At 62.5% G+C, this 17,874-nt stretch carries 24 protein-coding genes; 9 read left to right on the top strand and 15 right to left on the bottom strand.

Going from position 1 to position 17,874, the window contains the following annotated elements:
- Positions 1 to 3: 3 nt before the first annotated feature.
- Positions 4 to 243: a BrnT family toxin gene (locus LB572_RS16870; RefSeq protein WP_224668483.1), complete on the top strand. Its 240-nt coding sequence runs from the start codon at positions 4 to 6 to the stop codon at positions 241 to 243.
- Positions 224 to 514 carry a BrnA antitoxin family protein gene (locus LB572_RS16865; protein ID WP_224668482.1) on the top strand — a complete coding sequence of 97 codons (291 nt, stop codon included), beginning with the start codon at positions 224 to 226 and terminating at the stop codon, positions 512 to 514. The genes LB572_RS16870 and LB572_RS16865 overlap by 20 nt, the downstream gene beginning before the upstream one ends.
- Before the next feature lie 4 nt (positions 515 to 518).
- Here the strand turns inward: LB572_RS16865 and LB572_RS16860 are convergent, their stop codons facing one another.
- Genes LB572_RS16860 through LB572_RS16845 form a run of 4 tightly spaced genes read right to left on the bottom strand, consistent with a single transcriptional unit; the run spans position 519 to position 2,305 of the window.
- Complete coding sequence (locus LB572_RS16860) at positions 519 to 977, bottom strand: SRPBCC family protein (protein WP_224668481.1); 459 nt, start codon at positions 975 to 977, stop codon at positions 519 to 521.
- Between the two features lie 23 nt (positions 978 to 1,000).
- Positions 1,001 to 1,363 carry a hypothetical protein gene (locus LB572_RS16855; protein ID WP_224668480.1) on the bottom strand — a complete coding sequence of 121 codons (363 nt, stop codon included), beginning with the start codon at positions 1,361 to 1,363 and terminating at the stop codon, positions 1,001 to 1,003.
- A 50-nt stretch (positions 1,364 to 1,413) separates the two neighbouring features.
- Positions 1,414 to 1,806: a VOC family protein gene (locus LB572_RS16850; RefSeq protein ID WP_224668479.1), complete on the bottom strand. Its 393-nt coding sequence runs from the start codon at positions 1,804 to 1,806 to the stop codon at positions 1,414 to 1,416.
- A 16-nt stretch (positions 1,807 to 1,822) separates the two neighbouring features.
- Positions 1,823 to 2,305: an SRPBCC domain-containing protein gene (locus LB572_RS16845; protein ID WP_224668478.1), complete on the bottom strand. Its 483-nt coding sequence runs from the start codon at positions 2,303 to 2,305 to the stop codon at positions 1,823 to 1,825.
- A 51-nt stretch (positions 2,306 to 2,356) separates the two neighbouring features.
- On the opposite strand from LB572_RS16845, the gene LB572_RS16840 reads away from it, so the two are divergent.
- The 3 genes from LB572_RS16840 to LB572_RS16830 all read left to right on the top strand — a co-directional run bounded on the left by LB572_RS16840 (position 2,357) and on the right by LB572_RS16830 (position 3,961).
- Positions 2,357 to 2,680 carry an ArsR/SmtB family transcription factor gene (locus LB572_RS16840; protein WP_224668476.1) on the top strand — a complete coding sequence of 108 codons (324 nt, stop codon included), beginning with the start codon at positions 2,357 to 2,359 and terminating at the stop codon, positions 2,678 to 2,680.
- Positions 2,681 to 2,880: 200 nt separating this feature from the next.
- Positions 2,881 to 3,630 (top strand): YebC/PmpR family DNA-binding transcriptional regulator, encoded by a 750-nt coding sequence (locus LB572_RS16835; protein ID WP_140801777.1) that lies wholly within the window; start codon positions 2,881 to 2,883, stop codon positions 3,628 to 3,630.
- Positions 3,631 to 3,649: 19 nt separating this feature from the next.
- The gene (locus tag LB572_RS16830; RefSeq protein ID WP_224668475.1) at positions 3,650 to 3,961 is read left to right on the top strand and encodes a SelT/SelW/SelH family protein; all 312 of its coding nucleotides are present in this window, start codon (positions 3,650 to 3,652) and stop codon (positions 3,959 to 3,961) included.
- Between the two features lie 34 nt (positions 3,962 to 3,995).
- On the opposite strand, the gene LB572_RS16825 is transcribed toward LB572_RS16830, so the two are convergent.
- Complete coding sequence (locus LB572_RS16825; protein WP_224668474.1) at positions 3,996 to 4,472, bottom strand: DUF1772 domain-containing protein; 477 nt, start codon at positions 4,470 to 4,472, stop codon at positions 3,996 to 3,998.
- 1 nt (position 4,473) lies between these two features.
- Entirely contained in the window at positions 4,474 to 5,307 is an 834-nt protein-coding gene (locus LB572_RS16820) for an NAD(P)H-binding protein (RefSeq protein ID WP_224668473.1), read from the bottom strand.
- 104 nt (positions 5,308 to 5,411) lie between these two features.
- Between LB572_RS16820 and LB572_RS16815 the strand changes: the two genes are divergently transcribed.
- Positions 5,412 to 6,053, top strand: a complete 642-nt coding sequence (locus tag LB572_RS16815) for a TetR/AcrR family transcriptional regulator (RefSeq protein WP_224668472.1) — start codon at positions 5,412 to 5,414, stop codon at positions 6,051 to 6,053.
- Between the two features lie 302 nt (positions 6,054 to 6,355).
- On the opposite strand, the gene rpmE is transcribed toward LB572_RS16815, so the two are convergent.
- Positions 6,356 to 6,577 (bottom strand): 50S ribosomal protein L31, encoded by a 222-nt coding sequence (rpmE, locus tag LB572_RS16810; RefSeq protein ID WP_027166741.1) that lies wholly within the window; start codon positions 6,575 to 6,577, stop codon positions 6,356 to 6,358.
- A 205-nt stretch (positions 6,578 to 6,782) separates the two neighbouring features.
- Between rpmE and LB572_RS16805 the strand changes: the two genes are divergently transcribed.
- Positions 6,783 to 8,585, top strand: a complete 1,803-nt coding sequence (locus tag LB572_RS16805; protein ID WP_224668471.1) for an ABC transporter transmembrane domain-containing protein — start codon at positions 6,783 to 6,785, stop codon at positions 8,583 to 8,585.
- A gap of 36 nt (positions 8,586 to 8,621) precedes the next feature.
- Here the strand turns inward: LB572_RS16805 and LB572_RS16800 are convergent, their stop codons facing one another.
- Complete coding sequence (locus LB572_RS16800) at positions 8,622 to 10,103, bottom strand: carboxypeptidase M32 (RefSeq protein WP_224668470.1); 1,482 nt, start codon at positions 10,101 to 10,103, stop codon at positions 8,622 to 8,624.
- Positions 10,104 to 10,250: 147 nt separating this feature from the next.
- On the opposite strand from LB572_RS16800, the gene LB572_RS16795 reads away from it, so the two are divergent.
- Positions 10,251 to 10,604 carry a DUF1304 domain-containing protein gene (locus LB572_RS16795; protein WP_224668469.1) on the top strand — a complete coding sequence of 118 codons (354 nt, stop codon included), beginning with the start codon at positions 10,251 to 10,253 and terminating at the stop codon, positions 10,602 to 10,604.
- 106 nt (positions 10,605 to 10,710) lie between these two features.
- Here the strand turns inward: LB572_RS16795 and LB572_RS16790 are convergent, their stop codons facing one another.
- Entirely contained in the window at positions 10,711 to 11,136 is a 426-nt protein-coding gene (locus LB572_RS16790; protein ID WP_140809868.1) for a hypothetical protein, read from the bottom strand.
- 544 nt (positions 11,137 to 11,680) lie between these two features.
- On the opposite strand from LB572_RS16790, the gene LB572_RS16785 reads away from it, so the two are divergent.
- A complete protein-coding gene (locus LB572_RS16785; RefSeq protein ID WP_224668468.1) occupies positions 11,681 to 12,109 on the top strand; it encodes a hypothetical protein in 429 nt (142 codons plus the stop codon).
- A gap of 11 nt (positions 12,110 to 12,120) precedes the next feature.
- On the opposite strand, the gene LB572_RS16780 is transcribed toward LB572_RS16785, so the two are convergent.
- The 6 genes from LB572_RS16780 to efp all read right to left on the bottom strand — a co-directional run bounded on the left by LB572_RS16780 (position 12,121) and on the right by efp (position 17,750).
- Entirely contained in the window at positions 12,121 to 13,083 is a 963-nt protein-coding gene (locus LB572_RS16780) for a patatin-like phospholipase family protein (protein WP_140809864.1), read from the bottom strand.
- Positions 13,084 to 13,187: 104 nt separating this feature from the next.
- Positions 13,188 to 14,216, bottom strand: a complete 1,029-nt coding sequence (locus LB572_RS16775) for a peptidoglycan -binding protein (protein WP_140809862.1) — start codon at positions 14,214 to 14,216, stop codon at positions 13,188 to 13,190.
- 1 nt (position 14,217) lies between these two features.
- A complete protein-coding gene (locus LB572_RS16770; protein ID WP_140809860.1) occupies positions 14,218 to 15,240 on the bottom strand; it encodes a MotA/TolQ/ExbB proton channel family protein in 1,023 nt (340 codons plus the stop codon).
- A gap of 224 nt (positions 15,241 to 15,464) precedes the next feature.
- On the bottom strand, positions 15,465 to 16,157 hold the full coding sequence (trhA, locus tag LB572_RS16765; RefSeq protein ID WP_224668467.1) for a PAQR family membrane homeostasis protein TrhA: 693 nt from the start codon (positions 16,155 to 16,157) through the stop codon (positions 15,465 to 15,467).
- Between the two features lie 128 nt (positions 16,158 to 16,285).
- Complete coding sequence (locus tag LB572_RS16760; protein WP_224668466.1) at positions 16,286 to 17,086, bottom strand: inositol monophosphatase family protein; 801 nt, start codon at positions 17,084 to 17,086, stop codon at positions 16,286 to 16,288.
- A gap of 97 nt (positions 17,087 to 17,183) precedes the next feature.
- Positions 17,184 to 17,750, bottom strand: a complete 567-nt coding sequence (gene efp, locus LB572_RS16755) for an elongation factor P (RefSeq protein ID WP_140803302.1) — start codon at positions 17,748 to 17,750, stop codon at positions 17,184 to 17,186.
- Positions 17,751 to 17,874 lie beyond the last annotated feature (124 nt).

The raw sequence follows: 17,874 nt of genomic DNA, 5'->3' as shown, positions 1-17,874 counted from the left end.
AACATGGCGTCGCCTTTTGACCTCGCGAAGAAGATTTTCGACGATCCGCTCCATCTGATTGTGCCCGATCGTTTTGAGGACGGAGAACAGCGATGGCATGCGATCGGCATGGTTGGAACTCAGGTGATCCTGCTCGTTGTTCACACGTACCCGACCGCGGCAGACGAAGAACGTGTTAGAATTGTCGGTGCTCGCAAGGCCACCCCGCATGAAAGGAGGCGCTATGAGCAGGAAGGACCTTAGCCAGGATCAGCGTCATCAACTGGCCAAGCTGGCCGATCTGCCTGACGACCAGATCGACACTTTGGATATTCCGGAAGTGCCGGCAGAGAACTGGGTCCACGCTCGCCGGGGAGAGTTCTACCGGCCCCTCAAACAGCCCGTGACCATTCGTCTCGATGCCGACGTGCTCGCTTGGTTCAGAGAGCATGTAGAGAAGGGCGGTGGTTATCAAACGGAAATCAACCGGGTGCTTCGCCGCTATGTGATGGAGCAGGAGCGGCGTCGATCCTAGCCTTCTACAAACCCTTCGGGTGACGGTCGCCGATCAGGCCGAGCGTCAGGCCTTGTTCCAGCCAGGCCTTGGCGCCGGCCAGCACCAGCGAGAAGCCGCCGGTCGAGCCGACCGCCTGGTTGACCTGCTCGTCGCCGGAGCCGGCGAAGCCGAAATTGTGGACTTCGAGGAAAGTGGTGTCGGCGGGCATTTCAGTGAAGGTCCAGACGACTGTGGTCGGCGGATCGCTCCAGCGCATGACGATCTTTTCATTGGGAACGATCTCGCTGACCTCGACCCTGGTCGAGACGCCATACATGCGCCACTCCCATTCGACCGGCTTACCCTCGTCCAGCCGGCCGCTGGAATGCGTGAACCAGAATTTCGTGGTGATGCTTGGTTCGACGATCGCCTCGAAGACTTCAGCGACCGGCCGGCGGATCAGCATGGCGGCTTCAGCGGTGGGAGCTTCCTTGATCTCCATTGCGTTCTCCTTTTCGAAACAGGTCACCAAGCGTCCGGCTCCCGCAGCATGTGAACGATGTTGGCCGGATTGATGATCCAACCGCCTCGGAAGCCCTCGCCCAGCGGCTCGATGGCGTCGCAGCGCACGACACCCGGCTTGCCGAGGTGATCGGCGGCGCCGGCAAAATCCGAGGTGAAGAGTTCCAGCCAGATTTCGGCCTGGCTCATCGCCGGCGCCTCATCGATCCAGAGGCGATTGGGGCCGAGCTCGAAGCCGATCGCCGGCGCCTTGGCGGTGAACGGCTTCAGGCCGATGACATCGCGATAGAAGGCAATGGTCGCCTCATATTGGTGCGACGGCACCTTCATGGCGATGTTGACGCCGCCGGCGATCTCCGCGTTCATGCGCTTCTCCATGCGTTGGGGTGTTGTCCTGGTGACGGAAGTGCGTCCTGTCATGGCAGGTTGATCTGCCAGGAGACGCCGAAGCGGTCGTTGAGCCAGGCGAAACGACGGCTGAAGCCGTAACTGCCGGTCGGCATCAGGAAGCTGCCATCCTTGGAAAGAACGCCGACGATACGCTCCAGCTCCTCTTCGGACGAGCAGTCGACAAAGAAGGAAAAGGACGGCGTGAAGGTGAAGGCGTGATGGACCGGGCTGTTGAAGACCGTGACCTCCACGCCACCGATGGATACCCGCGCCAGCTTGACGGTTCCTTCGGGTCCGTCTTCGCCCGCACCGTAGCGCGTGACGTCGAGGACGCTGCTTTCGGGAATGGTCTCGCAATAGAGGGTCATGGCCTCCTCGGCCTTTCCCTCGAACATCAGGAATGGCGTCACTTTCGTCATCGGCAACCTCCGTTGTTCAGATGTTCGTTTCGTTGGCCGGCTCGCCCTTCAGCTCGCTGCGGTAATAGCCGTCGCGCAGATTGATGCCGTATTCGAGATAGGCCTTCATGCAGGCGAGCATCTGCGACCAGCCTTCGCAATTGAGGTAGGATTTCTTCAGGCCGACCTCGCCTTCGTGCCAGCCTTGCTCGGCAATGGTGACGAAGGTGCCACCGTCCTCGAGCGGCTCGAAATTCATCTCGATGCGGGTCTTGTAGGTGGGTTTGCCGCCGGTGTCGGTGGCGTCCCAGCGCAGCACGATGCGCTTGTCCTTCGTCACTTCGTCGACCTCCACCGGCACCATCTTCCACCAGGTGACCGTGGTGCCGGCGACAAGGGGAGCCGAGGCGCCGCCAATGGTGGTGAAATAACCGCTGAGCTTCGTCGGGTTGACGACGGCGTCGAAGACCTCGGCGACCGGTTTGCCGATGCGCCCGGAGATACTGAATCCAAGGGACATATCCACAGCTCCTTCCTTGCTTGCTCAAACGATATGTTATAGAAACATAACATGTCAAGCCAAACCACGGATGATCATGTTTTCAAGGCCTTGGCGCATCCGCGCCGGCGCGAGTTGCTGGATCGCCTGAAGGATCAGCCGCAGACCACCGGCATGCTGTGCGAGGCTTTTTCGGACATGGACCGCTGCACGGTGATGATGCACCTCAAGGTGCTGGAGGAAGCCGACCTGGTGGTGGCGAAGCGCGAGGGGCGCGAGCGCTGGAACCATCTCAATGCCTTGCCGATAAGGCAGATCCACGATCGCTGGATCAGCCAATATGCCGGCCATGCGATCAGCATTCTCGACCGGCTGAAATCCGATCTGGAGGGATGAACGGGCCGGCTCAACGCCGAAGTGACGGCGCGTCTGGACGAATTGAGCCGATTTATTTATAAGCCGGCCATTCCGATAAAGAGCGCCGCGCGCCTTCGCAGGCATGCCTGGAGCGTTCTAAATTGAATTCGAGCAGTCGCGGATGGTGAAATGGTCTCATTTCGCTCCGCGACGCTCTAGCCGAACACGACAGGGGTGCCATGGCTGGCCATTCGCAGTTTAAGAACATCATGCACCGCAAGGGCCGCCAGGACGCGGTGCGGTCGAAAATGTTTTCCAAGCTGGCGCGCGAAATCACCGTCGCCGCCAAAAGCGGGACGCCCGATGTATCGATGAACCCGCGCCTGCGCCTCGCGGTGCAGAACGCCAAGGCGGTGTCGATGCCCAAGGACAACATCCAGCGCGCCATCAACAAGGCGTCGATGGGTGATGCCGAGAACTACGAAGCGGTGCGCTATGAGGGCTACGGTCCGGGTGGCGTGGCGCTGATCGTCGAGGCGCTGACCGACAACCGCAACCGCTCGGCCTCCAATGTGCGCGCCGCCTTCACCAAGGCCGGCGGGGCGCTCGGCGAAACCGGCTCGGTGTCCTTCATGTGGAACCGCGTCGGCGAAATCTATTATCCGGCTTCCGCCGGCAGCGCCGACAAGGTGATGGAAGCCGCGATCGAAGCCGGCGCCGACGACGTCGAGTCCGACGAGGAAGGCCACACCATCTATTGCGGCTTCGAAAATCTCGGCGAAGTGTCGAAGTCGCTGGAAGCAGCGCTCGGCGAGGCGGAGTCGGTCAAGCCGATCTGGCAGCCGCAGAACAACGTCCCGGTCGACGAAGAGCGGGCGCAGTCGCTGATGAAGCTGGTGGCCACGCTCGAAGATGACGACGATGTGCAGAGCGTCTACGCCAATTTCGAGGTCGACGACGAAACCATGGCCAAGCTCAGCGCGGCGTGATCGGCTGCCCGGTTCCTAGATGAATTCGCAGCCGCTTCCCGTCATCCGCATCACCTACTGCACGCAGTGCCAGTGGCTGCTGCGGGCCGGCTGGATGGCACAGGAACTGTTGTCCACCTTCGGCACCGATCTCGGCGAGTTGACGCTGGTGCCGGGGACCGGCGGCATCTTCACCATTTCCTGCAACGACCAACTCATCTGGGACCGCAAGCGCGATGGCGGTTTTCCGGATGCGGCGAAGCTCAAGCAACTGGTCCGCGATGTCATCGATCCGGATCGGGATCTTGGCCACTCCGACCGCAAAGGCCATAAATCGAAAGACCCCGCCTGAGGCGGAGTCTTTCGCACTCGCGGGCTGCCCGTCCTCAGATCAGCGCCATGATGAAGCAGGCCATCGACACGATGGCCGTGATGGTGCGGACGTGGTTCCACATCACCCATTCGCTCAGATGGTTCGCCCACACGGCGGCGCCGTTGGCGCTGGCCGGGTCGACGGCGGCCAAAGCGTCGTTGAGCGGAACGTTGAAGACCATGGTCACGAGCGGATTGCCGACGAAATAGATCACCGCGCCGGCAAGCAGCCAGTACGAGCCGGACTGGCTCCAGCCAAGGAAAACGGCGGCAATGAGCACCAGGCAGATGAGGCCGGTGCCGAACAGCGCCGCCATGAAGGTCGGCGTGATGACCGTGATGTTGATCGAATTCATCGCCGCGATGCCGCTTGGGACGGGCAGCCGGGCAAGTGCGGCCATGACGAAATTGGAAAAGGCGAAGAACACGCCGCCGACGACGCCGGAACCGATCGCGGCGATGAAGGTGAGGGTGGGAACAAGTTTCATCATCTCAGTTACTCCAGATGCCGGTGGCGGCGGTTTCGGTTGCATAGGTGGAAAAGTCCTTCGGCCGGCGGCCGAGCGCGCGCTGCACGCCGTCGGTCAGCGTCTCGTTGCGGCCGTCGAGCACTTCGGTGAAGAGCTCGTCGAGCAGCCAGGCAAACTCCGGCGGCAAGTTGTGGGAAGCCACGGCTGACGTGAATTCGGCATGCGATATCCGGCGGAAGCGGATGTCGCGGCCGGTGGCCTTGGCGATCTCGGCGACAGCGTCGGCAAAGCTCAGCAACCTCGGGCCGGTGAGCTCATAGAGCTGGCCGACATGGCCGGGCCGCGTCAGCACGGCTTCGGCGACATCGGCGATGTCGTCGGTATCGACGAAGGGTTCGCCGACAGCGCCGACCGGCAGGGCGACTTCGCCTTCGATGATGTTTTCGACGAGGAAGCCTTCGCTGAAATTCTGTGAGAACCAGGAGCAGCGCAGGATCGTCCAGTCGGCGCCCGAGGCCTTGACCATCTCCTCGGCGCGCTGCGCCTCGGTCTCGCCACGGCCGGAAAGCAGCACCAGCCGCCTGATGCCGCGTTTCACCGCAAGCCGGGCCAGCGCCTCGACGGTTTCGGCGGCACCCGGCACGGCGATGTCGGGATAGTAGCTGATGTAGACGGCGCCGACGCCCTCGAGTGCCGCGTCCCAACTTTCCCTGTCCTGCCAGTCGAAGGACGGCGTACCGCTGCGCGAGCCGATCCGCACGGGAATGCCCTTTGCAGTCAGCCGCTCGGCCAGCCGGCGCCCGGTCTTGCCGGTGCCGCCCAGGATCAAAATCGGTTTTTGTGTCGTGTCAGTCATCTCGATTCCCTCAAAAACATGAGTTATCCTCACATTTGCAAAACGTGATAAATCCTCGTATTTTGTAAGTCAAGCCAGTTTTCGGAAATCGCCCGGAGAGAACCATGGATGAAAAAGTCTCGGCCAAGCCGGACCAGGCCGTCATCGCTTCGCCGCGCCGGTCGCCGAGCCAGCAGCGCAGCCGCGAGCGGGTCGAGCGCATGCTTGCGGCCGCCTCGGCGCTGATCGCCGAGCAAGGCAGCGATGCGATGCGCATGGGCGAGGTGGCGGAAAGGGCTGGGGTGTCGATCGGCTCGCTCTACCAGTTCTTTCCGGACAAGCGGGCGATCGTCTGGGCGCTGGCCGAGCGCTACACGGCCGAAAGCCAGGCCTGCATCTCGGCGGCGCTGAAGGACGTCGGCGACGCCGAGGGCTTCAAGAGCGCGTTTTCAGAGCTGGTGGACATCTATTACCAGCTGTTTCTGGCCGAGCCGGTGATACGCGACGTCTGGTCCGGCACGCAGGCCGACAAGGCGCTGCGCGCGCTCGAGTTGGCCGACAGCCGCGCCAATGCCGAATTCCTGGTCGCGGTGCTGAAGCGACTGCGGCCCGATGCCGATCCGGTCCAGCTGGAAACGACGGCCTTCCTGGTGTGGCAGATGGGCGAGGCCGCCGTGCGGCTGGCAATCTCCGTCGATCGCGAAGAGGGCGACAGGCTGGTCGCAGCCTATAAGGCTATGGCGCTGAGGGAGCTGGTGGGCGGGTAGGAACGATTTCCGCAGCGTCGCAAGGCTTGGGTTCCTCGCCCCCGCCAAGGGCGGGGAGAGATGTCCGCGAAGCGGACGGAGCGGGGGCCTTCGTAGGGCGCTCCCCTCTCCGTCTCGGCTTCGCCGAGCCACCTCTCCCCACTGCGTGGGGCGAGGAACCAACCTTGAACTTCAGCTTCGGCGCTGCCCCTTATCCGCCCTTCGGGCACCTTCTCTCCGTTGAACGAGGAGAAAGAAGGGATGCGGCCAACAAAAAACCCGCCTCGAAGGCGGGTTCTTCAAATCCGACAGACGTATCCGGCTTAGAGGCCGAAACCTTCGAAACGCTTCTTGAACTTCGACAGGCGGCCGCCGCGGTCGAGCAGGGTCTGCTGGCCGCCGGTCCAGGCCGGGTGCGTGGTCGGGTCGATGTCGAGGTTCATCGTGTCGCCTTCCTTGCCCCAGGTCGAACGGGTCTGGTACTCGGTGCCATCGGTCATGACGACCTTGATGGTGTGGTAGTCGGGATGGATATCGGCCTTCATTGTCGTGTTTCCTGGCTGCCGGCGCTGGTGACGGGCCCAAGGCCTGCGTCGATGCGCCCCTTTTTAAAACTCGAAGCCGCAGCTAATGAAAAGCCACGGCTTCTAAAACGGTCGGCGAGCCTATACATCAGCCGGAATTGAATCACAAGGCCGCGGCAGGCGCATATTGAAATGCGGCGCCGCCGAGCGGCCAGAGGAAACGCTCATGGCGGAAATCGGTGGCAGCGCAAGCGAGCGCAGACGCTCGGTCCGGCCGCTCCGCAGCCTTTTTCCCTATATCACCCGCTACCGGAAGCTCGCCATCGGCGCCATCATCTCGCTGATTGTCGCGGCAGTGACGACGCTTGCCCTGCCGATGGCCGTGCGGCGCATGATCGACCATGGTTTCCAGGCCTCGGGCTCCATCTTCATCGCCGAATATTTCGCGGCTTTGGTAGCAATGGCGGCGCTGCTCGCGGCCGCCTCGGCCAGCCGCTACTATTTCGTCATCACGCTCGGCGAACGGGTCGTGGCCGACATCCGCCGCGACGTTTTCTCTCATGTCACGACGCTGTCGCCGGCGTTTTTCGATCGCGCGCATTCGGGCGAGATCGTGTCGCGGCTTGCCGCCGACACCACGCAGGTGAAGTCGGCGGTCGGCGCCACCGCCTCGGTCGCGCTGCGCAATGTCATCCTCGGCCTCGGCGCGGTGGCGATGATGGTCGTCACCAGCCCGAAACTGTCTGGCCTGGTGATTGCGGCCATTCCGGTCATCGTGCTGCCGCTGGTCGCCTTCGGCCGCTCGGTGCGGCGCAAGTCCCGGCAGGCGCAGGACACGCTCGCCGAGGCCACCGCCTATGCCAGCGAGCAGATCGGCGCGGTGCGCACGCTCCAGGCCTTCACCAACGAGAAGCTGGTCACCGGCCGCTTCGCAGGCGCCGTCGACGCAGCCTTCGAGGCGGCGCGGGCCTCGGTGTTCGCGCGCTCCTTCCTGACCTTCTTTGCTATCTTCATGATCTTTTCCTCGGTCGTGGCGGTGCTGTGGTTCGGCTCGCGCGACGTGCTCGCCGGCACGCTGTCGGCCGGAACGCTCGGCCAGTTCCTGCTCTATTCGGTGTTTGCCGCCGGCGCGCTCGGCGCGCTGTCGGAAGTGTGGAGCGAGCTGTCGCAGGCGGCGGGCGCGGCCGAGCGGCTGACCGAGATCCTGGCTGAGACGCCGACGATCCACCGGCCTGTCGACCCCGTTGCGTTGCCGGCCACGGCCAAGGGCGCGATCAGCTTCGACGAGGTGTCCTTCTCCTATCCGGCGCGGCCGGACCGCGCCGCCGTGCATGGCCTGAGCTTCCAGGTGAAGCCCGGGGAGACGGTGGCGATCGTCGGGCCTTCAGGCGCCGGAAAAAGCACCGTCTTCTCCCTGATCCTGCGCTTCTACGATCCCGAGAGCGGCCGCGTCGTCATCGACGGCGTCGACGTGCGCGAGGCCGATCCGGCCGCCATCCGCCAGCGCATCGCGATCGTGCCGCAGGACGTCACCATCTTCGCGGCGAGCGTGCGCGACAATATCGGCTTCGGCCGGCAGGGGGCCAGCGAAGCCGAGATCGAGGCCGCGGCCAAGGCGGCCCTTGCCGACGAATTCATCGCCAGGCTCGACAAGGGCTATGACAGCCAGGTCGGCGAGCGTGGCGTGACGCTGTCCGGCGGCCAGCGCCAGCGCATCGCGATCGCCCGCGCCATCCTGCGCGACGCGCCGATCCTCCTGCTCGACGAAGCGACCTCGGCGCTCGACGCCGAGAGCGAGACGCTGGTGCAAAGGGCGCTGGAGCGGCTGATGCGCGGCCGCACCACCATCGTCATCGCGCACCGGCTGGCGACGGTGCTCAAAGCCGACCGCATCCTGGTCATGGAAGGCGGCGGCATCGTCGAGGAAGGCACGCATCAGAGCCTGGTCGCCAAGGGTGGCACCTATGCGCGGCTCGCCAAGCTGCAGTTCGAGACAGGCGCCAGCGCCTTCAAGGGCGCGGCGGAGTAGCCGCGCCCGACCCGGCTGGTTTCGAACTGACCTGCGTCAGCCGCCGTAGCGCTTGCGCAAATGTTCGGTGAAATAGGAAGCGTTGAGCTTCTCGCCGGTGGCGCGCTCGAGCAATTCCGGTGTCGACCACCGCGAGCCTTGCGACCAGATCCGGTCGCGCCGCCAGCCATTGATGGAGCTGAAATCGCCTTTCGCGAGATCATCGTCGGCCGACGGATGCTCCCTGGTTAGCGCCGCCCATTGCTGCGCCGCCATCATGGCGCCGAGCGTGTAGGAGGGGAAATAGCCGAAGGCCGCACTCGGCCAATGCACGTCCTGCATCGGCCCGTCGGCCGGGTTGTCGATAGTCGAGAGGTCGAGATAGTCGCGCATCCTGGCGTCCCAGGCCTCCGGCAGGTCGGCCACTTCCAGCCGGCCGGACACGAGCTCCTGCTCGAGCTCGTAGCGCAGGATGACATGCAGCGGATAGGTGACCTCGTCGGCATCGACGCGGATCAGGCCGCGCTCGACATGGTGGACATGCGGCAGGATGTCGTCGAGCGACCAGGCTTCGCCGAGATGTCTTTCGACCACCGGCAACGCCCAGCGCCAGAAGGCCGGATTGCGGCCGATCTGCTTTTCGACGAACAGGCTCTGGCTCTCATGCACCGCCATGCCGCGCGCCTTGCCGAGCGGCCAGTGCGACCAGGCTTTGGGCAGGTTCTGCTCGTAGAGCGCGTGGCCGGTCTCGTGCAGCACGCCCATCAGCGCCGACAGGAAGTCGGAGGTCTTGTAGCGGGTGGTAATGCGCACGTCGGTCGGCACGCCGCCGCAGAAGGGATGATGCGATACCGAGAGCGAGCCATGGGTGAGGTCGAAGCCGACAGCCGCCATCATGGCAAGGCCGAGCTCGCGCTGGCGGTCGACGGCATAGCTGCCCGACAGCGGCTTCAGCGGATGCCTGGCCAGCCGCGTCTCCTGCGCGGCCAGCGCACGCGGCAGGAAATCCTTGAGAAAGGCCTTCAGCTCGGCAAACACCGGCGTGATGTCGGCGGCGCGGTTGCCGGGATCGTACTGCTCCATCAGCGCGTCATAGGGAGCGAGGCCAAGCGCGTCGGCGCGCAGCGCCGCTTCCTCGCGGACCAGGGCCATGACGCCTTCCAGCGCGGGCAGGAAGCCGGCCCAGTCGTTCCTGGCGCGCAGGCTCCGCCAGAGCTGCTCGGAGCGCATCCGCGCCACCGTCTGGCGCTCGACGAATTCGACGGGCAGGCAGGTGAGGTTGGTGTATTGGCGGCGCAACTCCCTGACCGCCGCCTGCTGCTCTTCGCCGAGCTGCTCGGCTTCGGCGGCGATCCAGTCGCCGATCTCCGGCGCTGTCGCTTGGGCGTGCAGCATGCCGGCAAGCGAGGACATTGCCTCGGCGCGCTTCTCGCCACCGCCGACCGCCATATGCGTCGCCTCGTCGGCGCCGAGGATGGCCAAAGCGTGCTCAAGCGCTTCGAGCTTGTGGCCGAGTTGGTCGAGTTTCTGGAAGGACATGATGGCTACCCAGCTTCAATTTGGCTGGCGCGAAAAGATACCAAGGGATCGAGCTTGGCAACCCTGATCGGCCGGGATGGAACCAGCCGTCTTGCCTTGTAGGGCGACTGCGTGATCAATGCCGCGAACAAACTGCTGGAGGGGACAATGATCGGCAATATCCTGGTCGGGCTGGTGGCGCTGATCCATTGCTATATCGTCTATCTGGAGATGGTGTTGTGGGATACGCCGCGCGGCCACAAGGCGTTCGGACTGACAACGGAGTTCGCCAGCGCCTCGAAGGTGCTTGCCGCCAATCAAGGGCTCTATAACGGCTTCCTCACCGCCGGGCTGATCTGGGGTCTCTATCTCGGCGCCGCCGGGTTTCAGATCAAGATGTTCTTCCTCATCTGCGTCGCTATTGCCGGCCTCTACGGCGCGGCGACCGTCGGCCGCAAGATACTCTTCATCCAGACTGTGCCGGCGGTGCTCGCCGTCGGCGCGCTTTGGCTCGGCGTGTAATCGAAGCAGGACGTGGTCCAAAAAGGACGCCCTCGGGGCCAGGTCCCGTGGGCGCCAGTTAGTCCCTTCCTGTGTGCTGGCCATTTCCCCGAATTGGCGAACCGCTTCAGCCGTTCGGGTAATTCCCGCCGTCGGAGCCGTCGCCCGTCATGAAGCCGCTGCCGGTGTCATTCATCAGCCTCTGGTCGACATTGTCGAGCCTCCGCAGCAGGTCGTGATATTGCGCGGATGGTATCCTGCCGTGGTCCGAGGCCGCGACATGCTCCGCCGCCTGGCTGATGCGCGCGGCGCGCATATGCAGTTGCTGCGCTTCGGAAGCCGAGATGTTGTTTGCCTGCCGGGCGTCGGTAATGCCCTGATCCACGCCCTGGACCTGATCGATCAGGCCGGTCACGCGCGGCCCGACGAAATCGGCTGGAGGGGTCGCGTCGAGAAGCCCCTTGTGATGCCCGGCCGCATAAGCGCCGGCAAGCGGGGCCGCGATCAGCGCAGCGGCCAGGGTTACTGTCTTGAGAGATGTTGAAGCGCGCATGGCGGCGCATCCTCCTATGGGGGAAGGAAGCGGCCCTGCCGCATTGCCTTCCGACCTTTCCGGGCCGTCCGGTTCCGTCGCGTCGCGATGGGAGGCATCGCCGGCGGTCCCCGGCCCTGCGCAGCAAATTAGGTGCGTCGATTCGCGATGTGTAATTAAAAAAAGATAATGTTTTCAGCTCTTGCCGCCGAAACTTGCCGCGCTAAGTATTCAGCCGACAAACAACTTCCCGTGACTTGGCGTGATCCTTTAGCGCGTCGCGATCCTTCAGATACGCTCCGCGCGCTCTAGGGCTTTGATTCTACGCATGTCTTTGTCCCGAAACCGGTTCCCATTTTCGGGAGACATGCTTTGAATCATCGTTCGTGAGCTTCAGCTCAATGCGGCGGTCGCCGCGCATCCGCCACGGAACGACAGATGCTTGACGGCGCTGCGATCGGTACTTTCTTAGCTGAGACAATCAAGCTAGCGTAGGGAGGGGGTTGACCAATATGACTCCATAAAGGGGTCGTCAATCTCGGTGTGGGTCTGGCGGGGATCAGGAATGGAAGACAAGGAGTTTATGCTGATAGAATATCAGAAGTCCGCGGAAATGTATTCCCGCGGTGTTGATATAGGGTTCAGCGCCACGAAGAATTTCCTTATATTAAATGGTATATTGGTCACGGCTTTTCAATTGCAGAATAGCTCTGGAGGCGGCCTTGATCTGATAAAGCGAATTCAGATTTTGGCCCCGTGGGCTGGCCTTGTGCTTTCCGTTGTCTATCTGCTGTGCGTTTCCCCCTATCAATCGCATCTAAAAAATTGTTTGGTTCGTTGCGTCGAAATAGAAGAGAAGTTTGGTGGATTCCTTTTTACGAGAAACAACCAAATATCTGGCAGAAAAATTCACACGGGAATCTTCCTATACGCCATAAGCCTCGTGTTCATAGCTGCGTGGTTGTTCTTTATTGTGCTGTCACTCAAGGCGTAGGGCGCCCGGTTTCAGACGCTGGCGGCTCTAAAGATAGCCGCCACATGCAGGCGCTGAAGATCGGCGACTTTGGAGAGCACATCCGGCCTCGTTTCGAGGGGCCGTTCGATTTTCGTGCCGAGCGCGGCGTCCAGTATCAATGTCTTCAAGCCTGGCTCTGGATTTTCCAAAATATTCATCGCGTCATTGTAGAATGCGGCACGTGCATGGAATACCGTTTGGTAGTCGGGTGAATAGTGCCGGATACGCAAAGCTTTCTCAAGCAAGGCAGCAGCGAAGCTAAACTTCTTTCGTCGGCCCACGGGGTGGCTCAGGAGCGCAACGATCACATCGTTCCCTGCCTGCTTTGCTGCCTCCGAAGCAACGGCGGCTCGAACCATCCCATCGTTGTAGGTTTTTCCATCGATTGCTTCGCTATGTGTCGTGAGCAAGGGGTTGCTTCCAGAGGCCTTGATGGCGGGAATGAGATGTCCGATCGGGTCCGAATGGCTCGAGATGAATCGACAGGCGCCGGACCCGGTGTCGGTGACGGGGATTCTCAGCTCGATCCGGGATCTGGCCAACTCGGCCGTATCCAGTTTTTTAGCGCCGTGCGAGACGACGTTTTCTGCAAGCCAATTTATGTCAATCTGGTCCGGCCAACGTAGCAAACCCATGAATTTTCCAGAGATTACCTCTTTCAGGTAAATACTCACGCAGACATGGCTCTGGCCTGCAACAAAATAAGCTGCGTTAACTGCGCCTGCGGAAGTTCCATAAACTTCATCGAAGCAATTCGTATAACCTAATTCTTGTAAGGCGAGCGTAGACGCAGCGCTTATCAAGCCTGACATTGCTCCTCCTTCGATCACTAGTGCAATTTTGTGACCGTCTCTAAAAATTCCTCGTTCATATTTATAGGTTCTACGTTTGTTCAATATTTCAAATACTTCCTCACGGTTAGATTCGTGAGAGATTGATGAATCATCCGTCATTTTCCGCCGTGGTCAAAATTGTCTTTCTCGAATTCGAGAAGATCAGACGTTGCCGGTAGGAGTATCGTGGTCAGGAAACTTGAAGCTGCGCATTAGACATGGGATCAACGTTCGGTGAGCTTCAGCTCAATGCGGCGGTTCTTGCTGCGCGCCTCGTCGGTGTCGGCAGGATCGAGCGGCTGGAACTCGCCGAAGCCGGCGGCCACCAGCCGATTGGCCGGCACACCGTTCTCGATCAGGAACTTCACGACGGACGTCGAGCGGGCGGTCGACAGTTCCCAATTGTCGCGATAGCGGCCGGTGCCCGACAGCGGCTTGTTGTCTGTGTGGCCGTCGACGCGCAGCACCCAGCTGATCTCGGGCGGGATTTCCTTCTGCAATTCGATGATGGCATCGGCGAGCTTCTTCATCTCGACCTTGCCGGCGTCGTTGATCTCGTCGGAACCGGTCGGGAACAGCACCTCCGACTGGAAGACGAAGCGGTCGCCGACGATGCGGATATTCTCACGGTCGGCGAGGATCTCGCGCAGCCGGCCGAAGAAGTCGGACCGGTAGCGATTGAGTTCCTGGACGCGTTGCGCCAGCGCCACATTGAGGCGGCGGCCGAGATCGGCGATCTTGGTGTTGGAGTCGCGGTCGCGCTGCTCGGAGACGTTGAGCGCGTCTTCGAGCGCGCCGATCTGCTTGCGAAGGGCCGCGATCTGCTGGTTGAGGATCTCGACCTGGCTCAGCGCCTGCTGGCTGATCTGGCGCTGGTTGGAGAGCTCGCCGGTCAGCTGGTCAGCGCGCTTGTTGGCCGCGTCGCCGGCGCCGGCGCCCTGCGAGAGCAATTGTTCGAGGCGGCTCTTTTCGGCTTCCGCCGCCGATAGCGAAGCTTGCAGGTTGGCGAGGGTATCTTCCTTATCCTGGCTGTTGGTGCGTTCCAGGGCGAGCAGCTGGGTCAGCTCGTTGATCTGCGAGTTGAGGCGGTTCAGCACCGCGTCCTTGCCGGAGATCTCGCGGCTGAGCAGGAACTGCGCCAGCACGAAGACGGTGAGCAGGAACATGATCGCCAGCAACAGCGTCGACAGCGCGTCGACGAAGCCCGGCCAGTAGTCGATGCGACGGTCGGCGCGCCGTCTTGCCAAGGCCACGTCAGTGGACCCCTTGCTTCTTCAGCGCGTCGGCGATTTTTTCCAGCGTGTTGCGCATGGCCTTCTGCTCATCGGACTGGGCCTCGACCCAGTCGCGCATGATCTGCTGCTCGGAGCGCATGTTCTTCACCAGCCCCGAGATGCCGTCGGCAAGATTGGCCATGGCGGTGGCGACGCGCGGATTGGAGCCGCCGCCATTCTCCTGCAGGCTGCGCAGCCGTTCCGACAGCAGGCGGATGTCCTCGGAGGATTCGGTTGTTTTCGTCGTGTCGGAGACGACGATGTCCGACGACAGATCGGTGACCGAGGACAGCCAGTTTTCGAGCTCGGTGTAGAAACGGGTCTGGGCGCGGCCTGCCTGCAGGTCGAGGAAGCCGAGCACAAGCGAGCCGGAAAGGCCGAACAGCGAGGACGAAAACGCGGTGCCCATGCCGGCGAGCGGGGCCGATAGGCCCTGCTTCAGCGCGTCGAGCACGGCCGCGGCATCGCCGGTGCCCGGGTCCAGCGCCTCGATCGTCTCGCGGATCGAGGCGATGGTGTTGAGCAGGCCCCAGAAGGTGCCGAGCAGGCCGAGAAACACCAGGAGGCCGACCAGGTAGCGCGAGGTATCGCGGCTTTCGTCGAGGCGGGTGGCGATGGAATCGAGCATCGTGCGCATCGACGAGGTCGAGAAGGCCATCGAGGACGAACGGCCGATCATCGCCTTCATCGGCGCCAGCAGGACCGGCTCGGTGGTCTCGGAGCCGGCGCGGAAGGAATTGACCCAGCGTACCTCGCGGAACAGCCGTCCGACCTGGGCAAAGGCGAGCAGGATGCCGACCACAAGCACGCCGACGATAAGACCGTTCAGGCCGGGGTTGCTGGAGAAGGCGGTCGAGATCTGGCGGGTGAGGATGGCGGCGATGAAAGCGACGATGATGAGGAAGATCACCATGGTGAGCAGGAAGACCTGCGGGCTCGACAGCTTGTGCGGATCATAGACCAGGACGTCCGATCGCCTGCCGAAGGATCTGAGAAAAGCCATCCGTGCCCCGTTTCCGATGCCACCGCCGCAGAATTGCCGCGACTCTAAACGGAATTGTGACCAAATTGAATGGTGCTTGGCAATATGGCCGATAGGCCTGCGCCGCAGGCCTAGAACCGGATGATTTCAGGTCTGTTCGACCTGAAATCTGAATCCGTCTCTAAGTCAAAGAAATAGAGCATGATGTCGTCTGAAAACCGCTTCACACTTTTCGGCATCATGCTCTAGAACCGGTTGACGACGAGGCAGTCGACCATGGCGGCCAGATGCAGGCCGGCGCCGGTGACGACGAAGCCGTGCCAGACGGCATTGTGGAAGCGCAGGCCCTTCCAGGCAAAGAAGATGACACCCAGGGAATAGACGATGCCGCCGGCGATGAGCAGCGCGACCGAGGTCGTCGGCAGCGTCTCGACCAGCGGTCCAGCCAGCACCACGCCGCTCCAGCCGATGGCGAGGTAGAAGACGATGGCGAGCCGGTCGTAGCGGCCGGGCAGGAACATCTTGATGGCGATGCCGGCCGCTGCCGCGCTCCACACGACAACGATCATGGGCAGCGCCAGCGGCGAGTTGTCGAGCTGGGCGAGGAAGGGCGTGTAGGTGGCGGCGATCAGCAGATAGATCGCGGCATGGTCGAAGCGGCGCAGGATCCATTTCGCCGGCCAGGACACCGGCCACAGATTATAGGCCAGCGAAACCGAGAGCACGGTGAGCAGCGAGACGACATAGAACACCGCGGCGACATACTCGCCCGGACCGGAATGGAAGGCGGCCAAAGCCAGGAAGACGGAGCCGGCAGCGATCGCCAGCACGATGCCCACCGCATGGACGACACCGTCGGCAATCATTTCGGCGCGCGAATAGTGCCAGCGCCCCACAAAGGGGATCTCGATCTGGGTATCTGGCCGCGCGTCGCTCATCAAATGATCCTGCAACCCTAATCTGGGCGCTCGCGGACCAGTATTTCAAGCTTCGGTTGCGGTTTTGCGACTAAAGGCGCGCGTCCTTTCGACGCGCAAAGGACGCCATAGTCAGTCAGCGAGGTCAGTCAGCGAGCAGCCAATGGCTTCTTGACGGTCTTGAGCAAAGCGCGCTGGATGAGCTCGTTGCCGGCGACGACCTCGCCATTGTCGAGCATCTCCTGCCCGCCGCTCATGTCGGAGACGAAGCCGCCGGCTTCGCGCACCAGAAGCATCCCGGCGGCGATGTCCCAGGACGACAGGCCGGTTTCCCAGAAGCCGTCCATGCGTCCGGCCGCGACATAGGCAAGGTCGAGCGCGGCGGAGCCCAGACGGCGGACGCCGGAGACTTCGGCCATGACGTTGCGCAGCTCGATCAGGAAATTGCCGTGCTGGCCGCGGCCGAGATGCGGCACGCCGCAGCCGATCACCGCGTCGGTCAGCTTGGAGCGCCCGGCAACGCGCAGCCGGCGGTCGTTCATGAAGGCGCCGCCGCCGCGCTCGGCTGTGTAGAGCTCGTCCATCGCCGGATTGTAGACGACGCCGGCGACGACCTGGCCCTGGCGCTCAAGCGCGATCGACACCGAAAAGATCGGGATGCCGTGCAGGAAGTTGGTGGTGCCGTCGAGCGGATCGACGATCCAGCGGTGCTGGGCGTCCTCGCCTTCGACGGCGCCGCGCTCCTCCATCAGGAAGGCATAACCGGGCCGCGCCTTGGAGAGTTCGGTAAAGACGATCTCTTCGGCCTTGCGGTCGGCCTGGCTGACATAGTCGCCCGGTCCCTTCATCGAGACCTGCAGGTTCTGCACCTCGCCGAAGTCGCGCGACAGCGAGCGGCCGGCCTTCATCGCGGCCTGGACCATGACGTTGAGGAGAGCGGAACGCGCCATTTTTTCTTCCTGCTTTTCGCCGCCTAACCTTCAGCATGATCTTCTCCGAAAAGTCTGCAACTTTTTGCTGCGCTGACCTTCGGTTCGGGATCATGCTCTAGTCCGCGCGGCGCATGTAGGTGATTTCGTTGGTGTCGACGACGATGCGCTCGCCGGCCGAGATGAAAGGCGGCACCAGCACGCGGATGCCGTTTTCCAGCACCGCCGGCTTGTAGGAGGAGGCCGCCGTCTGGCCCCGCACCACCGGGTCGGCCTCGGTGATGGTCAATGTCACCTGGTCGGGCAGCGAAATGCCGATCGGCCGTTCCTCGTAGAGCTGCACTGTCACCATCATGCCGTCCTGCAGGAAGGCGGCGCGCTCGCCGACGAAGTCCTTCGCCAGCTCGAGCTGCTCGTAGCTTTCGGTGTCCATGAACACCAGCGCGTCGCCCTGCTCGTAGAGGAACGAAAAATCCTTCAGGTCGAGACGGATCTGCTCGACGGTCTCGGCCGAGCGGAAGCGCTCGTTGAGCTTGGTGCCGTTGATCAGGTTCTTCAACTCGACCTGGTTATAGGCGCCGCCCTTGCCTGGCTTGACGGTGTTGGTCTTGACCGCCACCCACAGCCCGCCATCGTGCTCGATGACATAGCCGGGACGGATTTCGTTGCCACTGATCTTGGCCATGATGAACTGATCCGAGTGAGATTTTTCTGGCGCGGGTCGCGCTTTGGCGCCTCCAAGACCACAAATTGCACATAGTGGCAAGGGAGGGAACCCAAGCGAGCCGCGGACATGCCGTCCGTGGCAC

The sequence above is a fragment of the Mesorhizobium sp. BH1-1-5 genome (assembly GCF_020165615.1).
In the GTDB taxonomy this organism is placed as follows: Bacteria; Pseudomonadota; Alphaproteobacteria; order Rhizobiales; family Rhizobiaceae; genus Mesorhizobium.
Note: the sequence above shows the minus strand (reverse complement) of the source record. Positions and strands in the feature narration are given on the sequence as shown.

Coding starts and splice junctions, on each gene's coding strand:
- LB572_RS16870 (WP_224668483.1), top strand. CDS start 4: ATGGCGTCGCCTTTTGACCTCGCGAAGAAGATTTTCGACGATCCGCTC.
- LB572_RS16865 (WP_224668482.1), top strand. CDS start 224: ATGAGCAGGAAGGACCTTAGCCAGGATCAGCGTCATCAACTGGCCAAG.
- LB572_RS16860 (WP_224668481.1), bottom strand. CDS start 977: ATGGAGATCAAGGAAGCTCCCACCGCTGAAGCCGCCATGCTGATCCGC.
- LB572_RS16855 (WP_224668480.1), bottom strand. CDS start 1,363: ATGAACGCGGAGATCGCCGGCGGCGTCAACATCGCCATGAAGGTGCCG.
- LB572_RS16850 (WP_224668479.1), bottom strand. CDS start 1,806: ATGACGAAAGTGACGCCATTCCTGATGTTCGAGGGAAAGGCCGAGGAG.
- LB572_RS16845 (WP_224668478.1), bottom strand. CDS start 2,305: ATGTCCCTTGGATTCAGTATCTCCGGGCGCATCGGCAAACCGGTCGCC.
- LB572_RS16840 (WP_224668476.1), top strand. CDS start 2,357: ATGTCAAGCCAAACCACGGATGATCATGTTTTCAAGGCCTTGGCGCAT.
- LB572_RS16835 (WP_140801777.1), top strand. CDS start 2,881: ATGGCTGGCCATTCGCAGTTTAAGAACATCATGCACCGCAAGGGCCGC.
- LB572_RS16830 (WP_224668475.1), top strand. CDS start 3,650: ATGAATTCGCAGCCGCTTCCCGTCATCCGCATCACCTACTGCACGCAG.
- LB572_RS16825 (WP_224668474.1), bottom strand. CDS start 4,472: ATGATGAAACTTGTTCCCACCCTCACCTTCATCGCCGCGATCGGTTCC.
- LB572_RS16820 (WP_224668473.1), bottom strand. CDS start 5,307: ATGACTGACACGACACAAAAACCGATTTTGATCCTGGGCGGCACCGGC.
- LB572_RS16815 (WP_224668472.1), top strand. CDS start 5,412: ATGGATGAAAAAGTCTCGGCCAAGCCGGACCAGGCCGTCATCGCTTCG.
- rpmE (WP_027166741.1), bottom strand. CDS start 6,577: ATGAAGGCCGATATCCATCCCGACTACCACACCATCAAGGTCGTCATG.
- LB572_RS16805 (WP_224668471.1), top strand. CDS start 6,783: ATGGCGGAAATCGGTGGCAGCGCAAGCGAGCGCAGACGCTCGGTCCGG.
- LB572_RS16800 (WP_224668470.1), bottom strand. CDS start 10,103: ATGTCCTTCCAGAAACTCGACCAACTCGGCCACAAGCTCGAAGCGCTT.
- LB572_RS16795 (WP_224668469.1), top strand. CDS start 10,251: ATGATCGGCAATATCCTGGTCGGGCTGGTGGCGCTGATCCATTGCTAT.
- LB572_RS16790 (WP_140809868.1), bottom strand. CDS start 11,136: ATGCGCGCTTCAACATCTCTCAAGACAGTAACCCTGGCCGCTGCGCTG.
- LB572_RS16785 (WP_224668468.1), top strand. CDS start 11,681: ATGGAAGACAAGGAGTTTATGCTGATAGAATATCAGAAGTCCGCGGAA.
- LB572_RS16780 (WP_140809864.1), bottom strand. CDS start 13,083: ATGACGGATGATTCATCAATCTCTCACGAATCTAACCGTGAGGAAGTA.
- LB572_RS16770 (WP_140809860.1), bottom strand. CDS start 15,240: ATGGCTTTTCTCAGATCCTTCGGCAGGCGATCGGACGTCCTGGTCTAT.
- trhA (WP_224668467.1), bottom strand. CDS start 16,157: ATGAGCGACGCGCGGCCAGATACCCAGATCGAGATCCCCTTTGTGGGG.
- LB572_RS16760 (WP_224668466.1), bottom strand. CDS start 17,086: ATGGCGCGTTCCGCTCTCCTCAACGTCATGGTCCAGGCCGCGATGAAG.
- efp (WP_140803302.1), bottom strand. CDS start 17,750: ATGGCCAAGATCAGTGGCAACGAAATCCGTCCCGGCTATGTCATCGAG.